The sequence below is a fragment of the Psychrobacillus sp. AK 1817 genome (assembly GCF_008807035.1).
In the GTDB taxonomy this organism is placed as follows: Bacteria; Bacillota; Bacilli; order Bacillales_A; family Planococcaceae; genus Psychrobacillus; species Psychrobacillus faecigallinarum.
In genome coordinates this window covers 2,048,988-2,065,239 of record NZ_CP031739.1, presented here as the reverse complement: position 1 = coordinate 2,065,239, position 16,252 = coordinate 2,048,988, and the positions used below count along the sequence as shown (strand labels likewise).

Below are 16,252 nucleotides of genomic sequence, written 5' to 3'. Positions count from 1 at the left end.
GCATATGATAAAAAAATATAGGTAGGTGTTAAGGATGGATGAAAAAGAAAAAAATCAATTTGTTATTTCACAGGAAAACTGGTCGCTACATCGTAAAGGACATCAAGATCAGCAACGTCATGCAGAAAAAGTGAAGGAAGCAATAAAAAATAATCTCCCAGATTTAATAAGTGACGAGAGTATTATCATGTCAAATGGACGAGACGTTATTAAAATTCCGATTAGATCGTTGGATGAATATAAGATTAGATATAACTATGATACTTCTAAGCATGTGGGTCAAGGTAAGGGTGACAGTAAAGTCGGTGATGTTGTAGCGAAAGGTCCAGGAGAAGGTAATGCTTCCGGCAATGGTAAGAAGGCGGGGGACAAAGCAGGTCAGGATTACTATGAGACAGTTAGTATGGAAGAAATAGAAAATGCCCTTTTTAGTGATATGGAGCTGCCTAGCCTGGAAGATAAAGAAAAAGCTGAAATTCTCACAGACCATATCGAGTTTAATGATATACGCAAAAAAGGATTAATGGGTAATATTGATAAAAAAAGAACACTTATAACAGCCATCAAAAGGAATGCATTAAAAGGAGAAGCTTCCATTGCTCCTATACATCAAGATGATCTACGATTTAAAACATGGGATGAAGTAGTTAAGCATGAATCTAAAGCAGTGGTTCTTGCTATGATGGATACAAGTGGTTCTATGGGAGCATTCGAAAAGTATTGTGCACGTAGCTTCTTCTTTTGGATGACGAGATTTTTACGTTCTAAATACGAAGCAGTAGAAATTGAATTTATCGCTCATCATACGGAGGCAAAGGTCGTTTCTGAGGAAGCATTTTTTACAAAAGGAGAAAGTGGGGGCACTATTTGTTCCTCTGCTTACAAAAAAGCACTTGAGCTTATCAAGGAAAAGTACCCTCCTTCACGATTTAATATATATCCTGTTCATTTCTCGGATGGTGAGAATATGACAAGTGATAATGAAAAATGTCTAAAGCTAGTTAACGAATTGATGAGTGTTTCACAAATTTTTGGCTATGGGGAAGTAAATGAGCATAGCAGATACTCATCATTGATGAATACCTATAAAACAATAGATAATTCCAAGTTCCGTCACTACGTGATTAAAGACAATAAAGATGTCTACGAAGCATTGAAAAGTATTTTTAAAAAGGGAGTTAAGTGATGGACACAAAACTTCAATATGCAATTGCTGAAATTACTGAAATTGCAACTGGTTTTGGTTTGGATACATTTCCGATGAGATACGAAATATGTCCCGCAGATATCATTTATACATTCGGAGCATACGGGATGCCAACTCGATTTGCTCATTGGAGCTTTGGTAAACAATTTCATAAAATGAAAATGCAATATGATTTTGGGTTAAGCCAAATCTATGAATTAGTAATTAATTCTAATCCCTGCTATGCATTTTTGTTGGATACAAATAGTTTAATACAGAATAAGCTAATCATTGCTCATGTGCTTGCCCATTGTGACTTTTTCAAACATAACGTCCGCTTTTCCAATACAAGACGGGACATGGTCGAAAGCATGACTGCTACTGCTGAGAGAATTGCCCACTATGAAATGATTCATGGAAAAGAGGAGGTAGAAAGCTTTTTAGATGCTGTCCTTGCGATTCAGGAACATATTGATCCATCTATTGTGCGTCCTAAGCTACCAAGCTACGATTTAGAACAAGAAGAAACAGAGGAAGTTAAAAAGAGTGAATATGATGATTTGTGGAATATAGATAAGAAGGATAATCCTAAGCTTATTCTTCCTTATCGAAAAAAGTTTCCTCCGCGCCCTGAAAAGGATTTACTACTTTTTATAGAGCAATATAGTAGAGAATTAGAAGATTGGCAAAGGGATATTTTAACCATGATGAGAGAAGAAATGCTTTATTTTTGGCCACAGCTAGAAACTAAAATTATGAATGAGGGATGGGCAACTTTTTGGCATCAGCGGATTATAAGAGAAATGGATTTAACCTCAGATGAAACAATTGAATTCGCTAAGTTAAATGCAAATGTGGTTCAACCTTCTAAAACATCTATTAATCCTTATTATTTAGGACTTAAAATCTTTGAAGATATAGAGAGAAGATATGATTCCCCAACAGAAGAAATGAGAAAGCATGGTATCCTTGCCGGACAGGGAAGAGAAAAAATATTTGAGGTAAGGGAAATTGAATCTGATATTTCTTTTATACGAAATTACCTTACGAAGGAATTGGTTAAGCAGGAGGATCTTTATCTTTTTGAAAAGAAAAATGGGAACTATGAAATCACAGATAAGGATTATGAGAATGTTAGAGATGAAATTATAGCTATCCGGGAAAATGGAAGTTATCCATATATAGTAGTGGAAAATGGTGACTACTCAAGAAATGGAGAACTACATCTAAAACATAATTATGAAGGAACGGAACTTGATGCACATTATTTGGAGCATGTACTTCCGTACATTTATCATCTTTGGGGGCGCTCTATTCATATGGAAACGTACATGGATAAAAAGCCTGTCTTTTATACTTATGATGGTAAAAAGATTTCAAGGAGTCTAATGTAATAAAATTAAAAAGGTTTCATAAAAGGAAGTAAAGCTTTTTAAACAAGGGGGGGGACGCCCCTAAAAGGTAGAAAAGTGCACCTAAATAGCTGGAAACCGCCCCAAAAAAGGTGAAAATGGCTCATAAAAGGGACTGTGAATACTCACAGTCCCTGCTCTTTACTAATTGGAGTTTTATGAACCTACAAAATCTCCACCATCTACGTGAATTGTCTGCCCTGTAATATAGCTTGAATCATTGGAAGCTAAGAATACATAAGCAGGTGCATTTTCTGCTGGTTGTCCTCGTCTGCCAGTAGGGTTGCTATCACCATGCTTCTCTACTGTTTCAGCATCAAAAGTTGCCGGAATTAGTGGAGTCCAAATTGGACCAGGTGCAACTGCATTTACGCGAATTCCTTTTTCTACTAAGTTTAGTGCTAAAGAACGTGTAAATGAAGTAATAGCTCCCTTGGTTGCTGAATAATCGATTAGCTCAGGCGCACCTCTGTAAGCTGTGACGGAAGATGTATTTACAATTGTGTCTCCCTTAGACATATGAGGGAGAGCGGCCTGTGTTAAATAGAACATAGAGTATATGTTGGTAGAGAATGTCTCCTGTAGCTGATCAGGAGTAATCTCTAAGAAATTTTTTGTAGGGAACTGTTTCCCTGCATTATTTACTAAAATATTTAATTGGCCAAATTCTCCAATAACCTGTTCTACTAATTTCTCGCAGTTTTCATCATCGCTGATATCTGTAGCAATACTTAGCGCCTTCACGCCATAGTTTTCAATTAGCTTCACAGTCTCTTTTGCATCCTCATGCTCATCTAAATATGCAATAGCTACGTTTGCTCCTTCTTTTGCAAATGCAATAGCAACCGCTTTACCAATACCGCTATCTCCACCAGTAATTAAAGCAGTTTTTCCTTTAAGCTTTTCAGATCCCTTATAATTTTCATCATCAAAGATAGGTTTAGGATTCATCTCATTTTCAAAACCTGGTTGACGATCCTGAGTTTGTCCAGAAATTTCATTTTCAATTTTTTCGTATTTATTACTCATTGTAAGTCCTCCTTTAACGCTGTCTAGTAAATATATTCCCCAAAGAATTTAAAAACAAACGTGAAAATAAAAAGGGATGAGTAGTTTGTATACTCTAAGATTAGGGTATTAATATAAGGCGTCAAATTATAAAGAGCGGAGAGTTTAATATGAAACCAATAATAGGGATTACAGCTGAAGTTAAAGATGATAAAAGTTATTACTTATCTTCAGTTTATTCAGATACAGTTTTACAAGCAGGAGGAGTTCCTTTACTAATACCATTAATACCTGACAAGGATATGAATCAGCTATGTCAACAAATAGATGGGCTAATTATTACAGGCGGAGAAGATATTGACCCGGCATATTATGGTGAATTACCACATCCCACATTACAACGAATAACTCCACAATTAGATGAGATGGAATTTGCACTTGTACAAAAAATTCTAGAATTGGACAAGCCATATATAGGAACATGTAGGGGTCTGCATATGCTAAACGTTGTGATGGGTGGTTCTTTACATCAATCAATACATGATCAAAGGGAGGAATATTCATTCCTGCATAGACAAAACGCTATAAGAACTCATAGATCCCACCCTGTAAAGTTAGATAAGAAAAGTAAAGTTTTTCAAATGTTTCAGGAGGAAGAATTTAAGGTTAACTCTTTTCACCATCAAGGGGTAAACAGAGTAGGGGATGGCTTAAAGGTCGTTGCTACTGCACCCGACGGCATAGTGGAGGCAGTAGAGAGTGAGAACCACACATTTATCTATGGTTTTCAATGGCATCCAGAAGAGTTTGCTCTCATTGGAGATGAACCATCCAAAAAATTATTTGCTAAGTTTATCGAAGCGGCTATTGAAAGAAAAAATAAAGAACGAGCATAGTCACTAATTAGGAGGTGCCTTATATGGGAAAAGATAAGAAAGAAAATGATATTCAATATAATTCAAATTTAAATCCAGATGACTTTAAAGAAACCGATAAAGACAATGCGGATAAGAAAGATATTACTAAGCCAGGGGAAAAGAAAGAAACTGAAAAGAAATAGTAAAGGAAGAGTCAGTTTGAACGGTAAAATACATACTGTTTCAAGCTGACTTTTTTATATTTGTGCAAAAGTGGAGTATCCAAAATTTACTGAAATAAATAAGAAATAGTGGCAGGAGCTTCCTTATTGCTTGTCAAAGCAGAAAGAGATGTTTGTGCTTTTTTAGCATAAATAATACAAAATAGTACAAGTTATTCTTCAGGAGGTGAAGTCTCATGACGGATAAAAAGAAAAAGAAGGAAAACACTTTAGATCGTGAAGAATACGGTTATGGTTATGATATTAGTCCGAAAGATTTAGGTGTGGTCGGCCAAAATGAAGCTGCGAAAAGAAAAAATAATGGCAAACAACAAGAATACGCTAGTCCAAAATTAAAATAATAATTTTTAGAGCCAGTAGAGGATATCTGCTGGCTCTTTGAAGAATAAAAAAGTATACAAACATGAACATTTATTTTTGTTGATTGTTGCAGCAGGCTGGCGGGAACAGTGAGACAGATAAGACATCACAATGCACACGTAGAGGTCATTGTAAGGTCATCACAGTTTTGTTCAAAGCCATCCCAAGAAAAGTGTTATTTTAAACTTAAGCACTTTGGAAAAATCCATACATAGACAATATATTTGTCGATTATTGTTCTAATCATCCTTCCTCTTTCTTAGAGTGATATAACAACATTTTAGAAAAGAAAGGGTTGTGTATGTATATAGATGGAGTATTCTCAGGCGGGGGTATGAAAGGAATTGGATTAGTAGGTGCTTACCAGGTGTTGGAGGAGAAGGGGTATCGATTTAAAAGAGTCGCTGGAACAAGTGCTGGTGCTATTTTAGCCTGCTTGATAGCCGCCGGATATAATGGCAGAGAGATGGAAAAGCTTATGATGGAACAAAATTTTCAAAAGCTCTTAGACCAACGTAGGAGAGTGATACCTCTTCCTTTTATGAAATGGCTCAATTTGTATTGGGGTTTGGGTCTATACCAGGGAAAGGCATTGGAGGATTGGTTTCTAGAAAAATTGGCTGTTAAAGGTATTTATACGTTTGGAGATTTACCTAAAGGTTCCTTAAAGTTAGTTGCCTCCGATTTAACAAATGGAAAGATGATTATTCTTCCTGATGATTTAAAAAATTATGGCATAGAGCCTGATACCTTTTTAGTAAGTAGAGCCTTGCGTATGAGCTGTGGAATTCCCTTTTTCTTTGAGCCAATAAAATTACAAACAGGCCTTGGTGACGTCGTAGTTGTGGATGGGGGCGTGTTAAGTAATTTTCCAATGTGGATATTTGATAATGGGTTAAGAGAGAGACCGGTATTAGGCATCCGACTTAGTGCAAACATTGAGGAACCACAACCAAAGCAAATAAAAAATGGGCTAGACCTATTTGAAGGCTTATTTACAACGATGAAAGATGCGCATGATACAAGGTATATATCGAGGAAAATTGAAAAGAATATTATTTTTATACCAGCCGATGAATATAGTGCTACCCAATTCGACTTAGATTATGATTCCAAATTAAGCTTATTACAAAAGGGTAGAGCGTCCTCAACACAATTTTTAAAAACATGGTAATGTGATAAATGTTTAATATTATCATGTGAAGGAATAATACTAATAAACATAAAAGTGAGGGGATTTAAAAATGACAAATGCTAAAGAACAAGCACTGAAAATTCTAAACGATAATATGATAGGAACAATGGCCACTGTGCAACAAAATAAACCACATTCTCGTTATATGACCTTTTTTAATGATGATTTCATCCTCTACACAGCCACTAGTAAAAAAACTCATAAAGTAGAAGATATTGAACAAAACCCATATACACATATCCTTTTAGGATATGATGGAAATGGACTTGGTGATTCATTTTTAGAAATTGAAGGTAAAGTAGAAGTATCGGATGACGAGTCTATGAAAGAAAAAGTTTGGAATGATGCATTAAAAGGCTGGTTTGAAGGCCCAGAGGATCCAGACTTAGTCATCCTAAAGATTGTACCAACGCAAGTACGCGTCATGAATTCAAAAGGCAAAGAGCCAGAGGTAGTTAAATTTTAAACACTAGAAACGCTCAAGACCAAAAAGGTCTTGAGTGTTTTTTTGCATTTTGGAAGAAATTCTACAACAATTACCAACTAAATGAAGTCGCTTGTACTTTTCTTATCGACAAGGTTTGTTTGAATACATAATAAATAAATGGACAAACTAATCAAATCTATAGGAAAGGCAAGTGATTCTTATGAAAAAAATGATATTAGTAAAGAAGAGTCTGCTTGCTTATTTTACGAATCGCGGAGCATCAAAGGGAGATCTAGTAGAAAAAAATATTCAATATTATAAAAAAGTTACACGAGAAAATAATGATATTATTTATAAAAAAGTACCGACAAGTGAAGGAGTTGTAACACTAATCTATCCAAACTCCTTAACAGAAAAAATGACCTTAGAAATGATGGTCATGATTCCTATAGCAAATTACATCCATCAAATACACCAAGTTGCAGAAAGCGTAAATCCTTTTAATATAGCTGACATTACAAATAGGCTTTCAATCGGAGAAACTCTATTGACTTCCATGAAACAAATCGATTATTGAGTATGGACACTTACAGTGTGAACACTCGAGATGTTTCTATTTCTGAGATGGAAAGTACATTCATTGGTCCACAGGATGTTTTTACAGAATCATTGGAAACAAATCTTTCACTTGTAAAAAGAAGAATACAAAATTCCATGCTCAAAGATGAAGAACTAATAATAGGCAACGTCACCAATACTAAAATTGCTCTCTTATATATTGATGATTTGGTGGAAAAAAAGAAACTAAAAAATTTAAAAAATCGTTTGGACAAGATTGATTATCCTACATTCTTGGATATTTCCATTCTCATGCAATTGATTGAAGACAATCCATATTCCCCATTTCCCCAATATTATATGACGATAAAACCAGACACTATTTCGCATTATTTAGCGGATGGAAGAATAGTTATTTTAATGGATAACAGTCAATCTGCTCTAGTATGTCCGACCTCTTTTTTAGAACTATTTATCACTATGGAGGATTACTATAATCGCTGGCCATCTGCGAGTTTAATGAGACTACTACGGTTTTTTGGTTTTTTCTTAACGATAATGATTACTCCATCATATGTTTCCTCCTTAACTTTCCATCAGGAGGTGCTTCCTTATGAGCTCTTACTTAATTTACAGGAATCTAGGATGAAGGTACCTTTTTCTCCACTATTTGAGGTTTTATTTATTGAATTAATTATAGAGGTATTAAGAGAGGCAGGAGCTAGGATGCCTGCAAAAATTGGACAAACGATAGGGATTGTTGGTGGGATTGTTATTGGGACTGCAGCTGTTGAAGCAGGACTCGTAAGTAATATTTTAATCGTAATAGTTGCAACCTCTGCACTACTATCCTTCCTGCCGCCTGTTTTTCATATGAGTAATACGAGCAGGTTTATACGTTATATTTTTATTCTTGCAGCGGGCATGTTTGGTTTATATGGTCAAATGCTGGCATTTGCGTGGCTCATTGCTCATTTATTAAGAGTAAATTCTCTTGGAACACCTTTTATGTCAACGGTAATACCTAGAAAAATTTCTGATTTGAAAGATAGTGTTGTACGCTTTCCAACAGCGTATTTAAAGAAGAAAAGTGGAATCTCTAGTGAAAATAAATAAAGTATATAGGTTGGTGAGAGCAACTTAAGTGTGAATAAAGAAACGCTAAAGGGCTACCATGTCATTTTTTTAGTACAAAGTATTATGTTTGGCACAGGAGCGCTTTCACTGCCTGAAAGATTGAGTATACTTGGATACAGCCAGACATTAATGCCAATCTTTTTTGGAATAATTGCGAGTATTTCTATATGGCCGATGATTTGGATTTGCTCCAAATACCAATCAAAGAACTTGTTTGAAATAAATGAAGAAATTTTAGGGAAAAACCTAGGAAAGTTTATAAATGTATTTATAGTTATTCAATTAATTTTACTTCCGACTGCAAAAGTAAGTAATTATGTCCAATTGATACAAAGTACAGCTCTGCAAGAGTAAACAACAACTATACCGCTTATTTTATTGTTGCTATTAGTGTTATACATCGTAAATGGTGGAATAATAAATATTGCCAGATTCTGTATAATGGCTTTTTTTATTACTCTACCAATAATCTATTTCCTGAAATGGTCTATAGAAAAGGGTGATATAAGCCATGTATTTCCTATCTTTAATCATAGTTGGAGTGAATTTTTTATAGCGTTTGACCGAGGATACAATAGTATAGCGGGCTATGAGGTTATATTAATATTTTTCCCTTATATAATATCTAAACGAAAAGCATATAAGCATGCATTAATAGGTATTTGGATAACTGTATTTCTTTGTTTCTTGACGACTTTGGTAAGTGTAATGTATTTCTCAGAATGGCAATTAAGGAATATACAATATTCGGTACTACATTTATTTAAAGCAGGTGGCTTTTCTTTTTTAGAAAGAATAGATATTTTCGGAATTACTTTATGGGTATTTTTAGTTATTTCAACAGTTACAGGTTATATATGGGCAGCTATGAAAGGAGTAAATTCCATTATATCTAAAAGAAAAAGCTCTCATATTTATATAATAGGAGTCATCATTTTTGTTATTCTTTCGCTACCGCTCTCTCATGAAAATTTGGAAAAAGTTTTTATCGTAAGTTATAGGGTTGGTTATGCACTGTTGCTATGGCCCATAATTTTAATTGGAATTTATTTTATTAAGAAAAAGCAGGTGCAATCATGACTAGGAAAAAAATTTCAATCTTACTAATAGTTATGGTTATCCTTGCGGGGTGCAATTTGAGGGAAAAAAAAGTACCAATCGAAGGTATTGATATGGTTGGAATACTAGCTTTTGACTTTGAAAGTGACACAACCTTTAAGCTTACTGCGGCAATTCCTCAAAAATCCAAGAATGCAAATCAAAAAACGCAAATTTATAGTACTTCAACTGATTTAGTGACAGATGGCATGGTGAATATTGAAAAGGAGACGGAGAAGAAAGTTGTTTTAAATCAACTGAGAGTAATTCTGTTTAGTGAGGAATTTGCAACTAGTGGAAGAGTTGAGGAAGTGATAAAGCATTTATATCGAAATACAGAAATAGGAAACGAGATATTAATGGCAATCGTAAAAGGCAGCGCTGAGGAATTACTACGACAAGATTATCCTGATAAGGCAAGTACCATTAACTACGTAAGCGACCTCCTTCAACCTAGCGTAAACTTAGCATTTAATCCAAATACAAATATTCATGACTTTATATATACGCAAACTAATCCGAACTTTGACCCAATTATTCCAGTAATTGAAATGAAAAAGAAAAAAGTTGAGTTAAACGGTGTTGCTTTATTTAAAGATAAAAGTATGATGACCATATTAACTCCAGGTGAAGCATTGTTTATTCAAGCTATACAGGGCAAGAGAAAGCTAGCACCCATTAACCTAACAACAAATGAGGGAGATAGGTTATTGCTTGATTTTATTGATAATAACGTGAAAATCATAAGTAATAAAAGTTTAAAATCACCAAGGCTAAAAATTCTACTTAACGTAGAAGGGACGATGACAGAATTTAAAGGGAAAGAAGAAAGCTTTAAACATCCTGACAGCATTCAACGATTAGAAAAAGAAGTGGAGAAGGAGCTGGAAGATAAAATAAACACCTTGTTAATGGAATTGAAGCAATTACAAGTAGATCCAATTGGACTGACGGAAAATGTACGTAGACATCATCGAGGAAAGTGGGATACGGAGCTTACACGTGAAACTATCAGTAAAATGAAGTGGGATATTAAAGTTGATGTGTCTATTCTGAGTACTGGTATTCTAAATTAATTAGGTACTCGGTTTAAAATAAAAAAGAGGGAGGACCTGTACAGAATTTATGTTCTGTCGTCCTCCTCTACCTATTGAAAATTATTTTTTCTTTTTAGAGGAACGGCTTAGTTCTGCAAATTCACGGGCAAACTCTTCTTGAACATCTTTAGGCTTAATTTTCATGTTTTTTGGTGTTTGAGGTAAAGATCCAGTGTTATTGCTGCTTCCCTTTTTATCGTCTCTTCCCATAGGTGTAGCTCCTTTCTAAGGAAATTCTTTCTTCCTTAAGATGTAGTAGCTAGCGTGGTTCTACACATGGAAATATAGAACAATTAATTGTGCACCATATTACTTTTTTTAATCTCGTTTATACTTAAGCAATCTTCGGCCAGAGAAGACCTAAAGACAAGTTCAAAGGTTGTACCTTCACCAAGGCTAGAATCTACATGTATATTCCCATTCATTGACCGGATAACGCTAAAAACAACCATTGTTCCAAGACCTGTTCCTTGGTCGCCCTTTGTAGAGTAATAAGGTTCACCTAAACGGTCTAGTTGTTCTTCCGTCATACCTGTTCCCGTATCTTGGATAGTTATTATAACGTTTGTAGCTGTGGCATCAGTTTCCACTGTTAAAGTTCCTCCATAAGGCATCGACTCTATACCATTTTTCATAATATTTACTAGGCATTGATGAAATTTTTGGCTATCACCGATTACGATAGATTCATTCGAAAAATTTGCAATGATTTCAATCGAATTTTTTTGGGCTGAGGGGATGAGCATTTGAATAACATTATTTAAGGCATCATTTATATAAATTGTATCTTCGCCGTCTGCTTTCATCTTAGGGATAGTAAGATAATCTTGAATGACTCGTTCAGCTGATTTAAGCTCACTCCTTACAATTGCCAAGTATTGCAATCTACTTTCAGGGGAAAGAGAGTCACTATGTAAAAGTTGTACGAAGCCACTAGCAGCAGTTAATGGGTTCCTTATTTCATGAGAAATAGCAGCACCCATCTTTTCAACGACCTCTTGTCTTTCAATAGTAATAAGTTGTTGTCTATAAATGATAAATTTATCAAACTCCTCTAAAAAATAGGCAATCATGCCAACTCCTAAAGGCTGTATCAATAAAAAAGCAAGATTCACATCAAGTATTGGATACCCTTCTAAAGCAAAGTTTAAAGGGAGAATTTGGTAAATTCCGACAATGTACATAAACCCTATAGCAATTAAAATACGCTGTTTTCTACTTTTCTCTAAAAACCAAGGATGTAATTTCCAAAACATTAAAGAGAAGATAGCATAGAATGATACCGTTATCCAAAAACCTAGATCTATTCCGAAAAAAGCTCGAATAATAATTGCTACTAAGCCCAGATAAGGACTTATGCCAATATAAAGAGAACCAATTACAAAGGGAATATTTCTTAAATTTAATAATATGTGATCTGTTAAGGGATAACTAAATCCATAACAAATTAAGAGACTAGAGAAACAATAAAATATTCCTGCGGATTGTACCTTTTTCGTGTTCTCGGTCCATATTAAACTAAAAAAAAGTAATACTATTAAAAGAGATAAATTGAATAAAAAGTGTAAAGTCAGCTCCATAGCATTACCTCTCTTCGATTAGACTGGTGTGTATCAGCTAAAACTGATCATACGTTTAAGTGGTGTCTTCATAGATCGAAAGGAAAAATAATAAGTAGTTCCGTTTTCTGTTATTTTTGTTTGGACAGAACCTTTCATAGTTTTAATAATACCAAAATCGATAGACATATCTAATGCAATAGTTTTCATCTGAATCATTGGAGTAGAGCTATTAATTGTGATAAAAATATTGGTCTTCGTTTCCTCTGTGTTAATGGTTATGGTGCCTCCGTCAGACATAACTATTAAATTTTTAATAATATTTATAAAGGAATGCTGAAATTTAGCTCGATCTCCTTCTATTAAGCTCATAGAGGAAAGATTGGAGATAATTTCTACTGAGTAATAGTTAGCTAGTGGTTGTAAGAGCTTTAGTACAATAGGAAGTTCTTCTTGAATATTTAATTCCTTTGAAGTTTCTACGCTAGGTTTAGAATAAGCTAAGTAATCTTGAATAATCTTCTCTGCAAAATCTAGTTCCTCTTTTAAAATAGTCAAATATTGTTTGCGCTTATCTGATTCTAACGGTTCTTTGTTTAACAATTCTAAGAATCCAATAGCGGTTGTTAGAGGATTGCGAATTTCATGAGAAATAGCAGCACCCATTTGTTCTACAGCCTCTCTCTTTTCAGCTTTTATAAAAAGCTGTCGCTGGAGTAAAATTTTTTCCACCATTTCTATAGTATACGCATGAATCGCAACTCCCAGTGGAGGAACAAAAACATATGCAATAAATAAGTCTAGTGTATGACCAGCCCCAATTGTGTTTAAAACCAATGTTAATGTAAATATACTTACTACGAGCGTTAACATGGTAGAGCTAATAATACGATATTTAGAGCTTAATTGTAAAAAATGAGGATGTACCTTCCAAAGGAAAATGCTGAGAATTCCATAGATAGGTATACTTAAGTAGAATCCTAAGTCCATACCATAAAAACCCCTAAGAGAAATAACTATTAATCCTAATATAGGGCTTAGTCCTAAGTAAAGCCCACCAATTATCAATGGAATAATTCTTAAGTCTAATATAACCTCATCATTTAAGGAATAGGAGAATAAATAGCATAGTAATAAGGATATGATGAAATATAAAATAGAGGTGCGTTTTCGTTGTAGTATACTCCCGGATATTCTTAGGATAGAAAAATAAAGGAAAAAAAAGATGACTAATAAGGATAAATTGAAAAGAAAGTGAATTGTAATTAATTCCACTATTAAACCTCATCTCACCGGTAGGATTATAAATTTATATTATCTTTAAACCAAGAGGTATTCAAGTTTTTAATTAACTATTTTGAAAATTTAATAAAATCAATCAGAATACTTACCCTATATCAAGTAAAATAGTTTCGTCTTCGCTAGTTAGTATATTAAATTCTCGATAATTCTTTGAAGGAACAATACTTAAAATAATACATTAGTTCTATTAGAAGGAATTATTAGAGTTATATAGAAATAGTAACTATCAAGATTTGGTGGAGGGGAAAAGTTGAAGGTTATAGTAGAGTTGGAGAAGTTTGATTTTGCAATGGTGGAAATTAATGATGAACAAAAAAAGTTTGTATCTGCTTTAAAATTAATTACAGATGGAAAAGAAAGTTTAGGTGCAGAAAGGTTAAAGAATCTATATTGTGAGTGTCAGGATCCTTCATTACGAAGTAGCTGTGCCAAGATTTTATTTGAGCTGTATTTTACTAAATCAGAATGGAAACAACTAGAGACGCTTGGACTTCTGGATGATCACAGCATTGATCAAAGCAATCGTTTAATTGCAAAAGCGTGTAGCCAGTATGAAACTACTTCTTTCTCCTTCTTAAAAGAACAAATATGTGTTCCAATGAAGCTAAGCAGCTCCGGCTCTCCGACCATTGATATTATGATTAATGGGAATAAGAAATGCTTTTGGCTAGATACTGGAGCAGGGATGACGGTCATCTCAAGTTCTTTAGTGAAAGACTGCGATATTAACATTCAGAAAATTGAAGAATTAGAGGTTGGAAATTCAACAAACCAAAATTTCAGTACCGATTTGGCAATAATCGATTCAATTGTCATACAGAGCCTGACGATTCTTAATCAGCCTACATTGGTTTTAGCGAATGAATTGTTAATGATTCAAAATCCTAAAACGAAAGAAATAATGAAGATTGACGGTATCATTGGATGGGATATTATACAACATATTTTTCTGGAAATAGACTATGCACGAAAACAGGTTATTATTCAGAAACCGGTACGAAAAGAAGGGGTGGAGAATAACCTTTTCTTCTGTGGGTATCCCATTATAAAAGTCAAAGGAAAGAATCAAGTACCCTTGTATTTCGGTTTAGACACTGGTGCAAATAAAACCCATTTTGGACAACCTCTTCTATCGAAAGTCGATGATCTTAAAATAGAGAAAAGAATGATACTTTCTGGTGGCGTCGGTAGTGTAAAAGAAAGAGAATTAGACAGCATAGCAAGTTTAATAGTTTATCTGAATAGGAATCAATCCATCAGCTTACAAAACGTGAGAGAGATGTTGACAGATCTTGCTACTTTTTTTAAGTTAGATGGTGTTTTTGGTAGTGATATTGCTAAGGATGGGCGTTTGGTGATTGATTATACAAATAGAAAATTTGAGCTTGTATTTAACAATTAATACTTCTATATTTAAGCAATGATTGCAACATCTTTATTGATTTAATTTTTTTAAAAATTTTATAATTAGAAGGATGAATGCTAATTTGGCAAGGGGGAGTAATTATAGTGGTTATTAAAAACCTTAAAACCAATGAATATTTCGAATTAGAAGGAGAAGCCTACTTAGAATTATTTGATCAAAATATTACTGTATATATAGAACAAGAGTCAGATATTGAATACGCGGAACTATGTATAACTTACTTGAACACTTTAAGTGATGGACTAATAGATGAGATTTGTAACGCATCTATTAGATACTGTAATGAATTTCTTGATGATATTGGTGAAGATGTTATAGAATTCACTAAACCGACAGATGTTTTACCTTATATTACACCAAACACTATATGTATTCCGAAGCCTAAGAATACAACAGAACCTGTCATTGATTTAGAATTAAATTGCGAATGGGAAGAAGAACATGGTATGGAATGGATCATACGCAATGAGGTAGTTATGTATGTTGGACCGTATAATGGAATAAATCCATATGGGGATTGCGATATCGGAAAAGAATGGAATTATGCTTAATGCAATACATTAATACACGTTTGTATTGTGTTTAAAGAGCTATTTTTATTTATAGGTGAATCGAGTGTTAAGAAAAACAAAGAAAGTGAAGTACAATGAGCTTGGAGAGACATTCCCAAGCTCATTTTTATATTCCTGTCACTAGAATTCAACCTTACATATCGAGCTATATCTTTAACGTAACCTAAATTAATACAAAAAAAACCAGATCTATTTTCTAGATCTGGTTTTTATTAAACATTTTCTTTACCAAAAAAAGAAATTAGCTGTTTATTGGTAGGGGCTTGAATTTTAAAAGTCAGCTCTCTATCACCGCTATTTTCTATACGTGGAATGATTGATTCAATCACATGAAACTTCCAAAAGGATGGTTTACTTTTCGTACTCTTTTCGGTTTCTGTAGTCATCATTTTTCTTTGGAAGGGATGTAATTTGCACATTAAAAATTTTTCTTTAAGACGAATGAGCAAATAACCTTCATCCGTTTCAGGATTGAATTTTTTCATAAGTGATTCACCTAGTTCAAACGTATTTGATTTATTTTGAACGGAAGGAGAAATGACAAAATAATTCCCTTTACGAAATAGGGAAGTATTGGAAACCTGTTGAAGACCTAATTCATTAATTAAAAAATCGAGATTTACTTGTGATGCTTCACTAGCGACTGACATAAAGTGCCTCCTTTACAAATCCACAAACTCATTACTATTAAGTATACCCCATTTTGTCAGTAATATCTTGGATATACCTAATAAAATTAGTAATATACTGATTTTTCTTGAAAAAAACTAATAAAAATGTAAAAGTAAATCAATTCATAATTCCCATTTAATAAAA

General features: G+C 33.9%; 17 protein-coding genes and 1 pseudogene. 13 read left to right on the top strand and 5 right to left on the bottom strand.

Annotated features, from left to right (window positions below):
• The first annotated feature begins 34 nt into the window (after positions 1–34).
• Both yhbH and D0S48_RS10235 read left to right on the top strand, forming a co-directional pair.
• The gene (yhbH, locus tag D0S48_RS10240) at positions 35–1,186 is read left to right on the top strand and encodes a sporulation protein YhbH (protein WP_144538518.1); all 1,152 of its coding nucleotides are present in this window, start codon (positions 35–37) and stop codon (positions 1,184–1,186) included.
• Entirely contained in the window at positions 1,186–2,580 is a 1,395-nt protein-coding gene (locus D0S48_RS10235; RefSeq protein ID WP_151111525.1) for a SpoVR family protein, read from the top strand. The genes yhbH and D0S48_RS10235 overlap by 1 nt, the downstream gene beginning before the upstream one ends.
• A 174-nt stretch (positions 2,581–2,754) precedes the next feature.
• On the opposite strand, the gene D0S48_RS10230 is transcribed toward D0S48_RS10235, so the two are convergent.
• The gene (locus D0S48_RS10230) at positions 2,755–3,627 is read right to left on the bottom strand and encodes an SDR family oxidoreductase (protein WP_144538520.1); all 873 of its coding nucleotides are present in this window, start codon (positions 3,625–3,627) and stop codon (positions 2,755–2,757) included.
• Between the two features lie 149 nt (positions 3,628–3,776).
• Here D0S48_RS10230 and D0S48_RS10225 point away from each other — a divergent pair, with 149 nt between their 5' ends.
• The 9 genes and pseudogenes from D0S48_RS10225 to D0S48_RS10200 all read left to right on the top strand — a co-directional run bounded on the left by D0S48_RS10225 (position 3,777) and on the right by D0S48_RS10200 (position 10,556).
• On the top strand, positions 3,777–4,502 hold the full coding sequence (locus D0S48_RS10225; protein WP_144538521.1) for a gamma-glutamyl-gamma-aminobutyrate hydrolase family protein: 726 nt from the start codon (positions 3,777–3,779) through the stop codon (positions 4,500–4,502).
• Between the two features lie 23 nt (positions 4,503–4,525).
• Positions 4,526–4,666 (top strand): hypothetical protein, encoded by a 141-nt coding sequence (locus D0S48_RS20625; RefSeq protein WP_154311721.1) that lies wholly within the window; start codon positions 4,526–4,528, stop codon positions 4,664–4,666.
• Between the two features lie 215 nt (positions 4,667–4,881).
• Complete coding sequence (locus D0S48_RS20620; RefSeq protein WP_186318161.1) at positions 4,882–5,046, top strand: hypothetical protein; 165 nt, start codon at positions 4,882–4,884, stop codon at positions 5,044–5,046.
• A 320-nt stretch (positions 5,047–5,366) separates the two neighbouring features.
• Positions 5,367–6,239: a patatin-like phospholipase family protein gene (locus D0S48_RS10220; RefSeq protein WP_151111524.1), complete on the top strand. Its 873-nt coding sequence runs from the start codon at positions 5,367–5,369 to the stop codon at positions 6,237–6,239.
• A 70-nt stretch (positions 6,240–6,309) separates the two neighbouring features.
• Complete coding sequence (locus D0S48_RS10215; RefSeq protein ID WP_151111521.1) at positions 6,310–6,726, top strand: pyridoxamine 5'-phosphate oxidase family protein; 417 nt, start codon at positions 6,310–6,312, stop codon at positions 6,724–6,726.
• 181 nt (positions 6,727–6,907) lie between these two features.
• Positions 6,908–7,264: a hypothetical protein gene (locus D0S48_RS20950; protein ID WP_225321599.1), complete on the top strand. Its 357-nt coding sequence runs from the start codon at positions 6,908–6,910 to the stop codon at positions 7,262–7,264.
• Between the two features lie 17 nt (positions 7,265–7,281).
• Positions 7,282–8,361: a spore germination protein gene (locus tag D0S48_RS10210; RefSeq protein ID WP_255475355.1), complete on the top strand. Its 1,080-nt coding sequence runs from the start codon at positions 7,282–7,284 to the stop codon at positions 8,359–8,361.
• A 30-nt stretch (positions 8,362–8,391) separates the two neighbouring features.
• Positions 8,392–9,462: pseudogene (locus tag D0S48_RS10205) on the top strand (GerAB/ArcD/ProY family transporter).
• The gene (locus tag D0S48_RS10200; protein WP_151111519.1) at positions 9,459–10,556 is read left to right on the top strand and encodes a Ger(x)C family spore germination protein; all 1,098 of its coding nucleotides are present in this window, start codon (positions 9,459–9,461) and stop codon (positions 10,554–10,556) included. Before D0S48_RS10205 ends, D0S48_RS10200 begins: the two are co-directional and overlap by 4 nt.
• Positions 10,557–10,637: 81 nt before the next feature.
• On the opposite strand, the gene D0S48_RS20615 is transcribed toward D0S48_RS10200, so the two are convergent.
• The 3 genes from D0S48_RS20615 to D0S48_RS10190 form a co-directional block, all read right to left on the bottom strand.
• Positions 10,638–10,787 (bottom strand): YfhD family protein, encoded by a 150-nt coding sequence (locus tag D0S48_RS20615; RefSeq protein WP_186318162.1) that lies wholly within the window; start codon positions 10,785–10,787, stop codon positions 10,638–10,640.
• Between the two features lie 83 nt (positions 10,788–10,870).
• A complete protein-coding gene (locus D0S48_RS10195; RefSeq protein WP_151111517.1) occupies positions 10,871–12,157 on the bottom strand; it encodes a sensor histidine kinase in 1,287 nt (428 codons plus the stop codon).
• A 33-nt stretch (positions 12,158–12,190) separates the two neighbouring features.
• A complete protein-coding gene (locus tag D0S48_RS10190; protein ID WP_151111515.1) occupies positions 12,191–13,126 on the bottom strand; it encodes a sensor histidine kinase in 936 nt (311 codons plus the stop codon).
• Between the two features lie 562 nt (positions 13,127–13,688).
• On the opposite strand from D0S48_RS10190, the gene D0S48_RS10185 reads away from it, so the two are divergent.
• Positions 13,689–14,840, top strand: a complete 1,152-nt coding sequence (locus D0S48_RS10185) for a retropepsin-like aspartic protease (protein ID WP_144538528.1) — start codon at positions 13,689–13,691, stop codon at positions 14,838–14,840.
• Positions 14,841–14,947: 107 nt separating this feature from the next.
• A complete protein-coding gene (locus D0S48_RS10180; RefSeq protein ID WP_144538529.1) occupies positions 14,948–15,415 on the top strand; it encodes a DUF6985 domain-containing protein in 468 nt (155 codons plus the stop codon).
• Positions 15,416–15,648: 233 nt separating this feature from the next.
• On the opposite strand, the gene D0S48_RS10175 is transcribed toward D0S48_RS10180, so the two are convergent.
• Positions 15,649–16,086: a hypothetical protein gene (locus D0S48_RS10175; RefSeq protein WP_144538530.1), complete on the bottom strand. Its 438-nt coding sequence runs from the start codon at positions 16,084–16,086 to the stop codon at positions 15,649–15,651.
• Positions 16,087–16,252 lie beyond the last annotated feature (166 nt).

Excerpts from the sequence above, each read along its gene's own strand:
- yhbH (WP_144538518.1), top strand. The coding sequence starts at position 35 with ATGGATGAAAAAGAAAAAAATCAATTTGTTATTTCACAGGAAAACTGG.
- D0S48_RS10235 (WP_151111525.1), top strand. The coding sequence starts at position 1,186 with ATGGACACAAAACTTCAATATGCAATTGCTGAAATTACTGAAATTGCA.
- D0S48_RS10230 (WP_144538520.1), bottom strand. The coding sequence starts at position 3,627 with ATGAGTAATAAATACGAAAAAATTGAAAATGAAATTTCTGGACAAACT.
- D0S48_RS10225 (WP_144538521.1), top strand. The coding sequence starts at position 3,777 with ATGAAACCAATAATAGGGATTACAGCTGAAGTTAAAGATGATAAAAGT.
- D0S48_RS20625 (WP_154311721.1), top strand. The coding sequence starts at position 4,526 with ATGGGAAAAGATAAGAAAGAAAATGATATTCAATATAATTCAAATTTA.
- D0S48_RS20620 (WP_186318161.1), top strand. The coding sequence starts at position 4,882 with ATGACGGATAAAAAGAAAAAGAAGGAAAACACTTTAGATCGTGAAGAA.
- D0S48_RS10220 (WP_151111524.1), top strand. The coding sequence starts at position 5,367 with ATGTATATAGATGGAGTATTCTCAGGCGGGGGTATGAAAGGAATTGGA.
- D0S48_RS10215 (WP_151111521.1), top strand. The coding sequence starts at position 6,310 with ATGACAAATGCTAAAGAACAAGCACTGAAAATTCTAAACGATAATATG.
- D0S48_RS20950 (WP_225321599.1), top strand. The coding sequence starts at position 6,908 with ATGAAAAAAATGATATTAGTAAAGAAGAGTCTGCTTGCTTATTTTACG.
- D0S48_RS10200 (WP_151111519.1), top strand. The coding sequence starts at position 9,459 with ATGACTAGGAAAAAAATTTCAATCTTACTAATAGTTATGGTTATCCTT.
- D0S48_RS20615 (WP_186318162.1), bottom strand. The coding sequence starts at position 10,787 with ATGGGAAGAGACGATAAAAAGGGAAGCAGCAATAACACTGGATCTTTA.
- D0S48_RS10195 (WP_151111517.1), bottom strand. The coding sequence starts at position 12,157 with ATGGAGCTGACTTTACACTTTTTATTCAATTTATCTCTTTTAATAGTA.
- D0S48_RS10190 (WP_151111515.1), bottom strand. The coding sequence starts at position 13,126 with ATGGACTTAGGATTCTACTTAAGTATACCTATCTATGGAATTCTCAGC.
- D0S48_RS10175 (WP_144538530.1), bottom strand. The coding sequence starts at position 16,086 with ATGTCAGTCGCTAGTGAAGCATCACAAGTAAATCTCGATTTTTTAATT.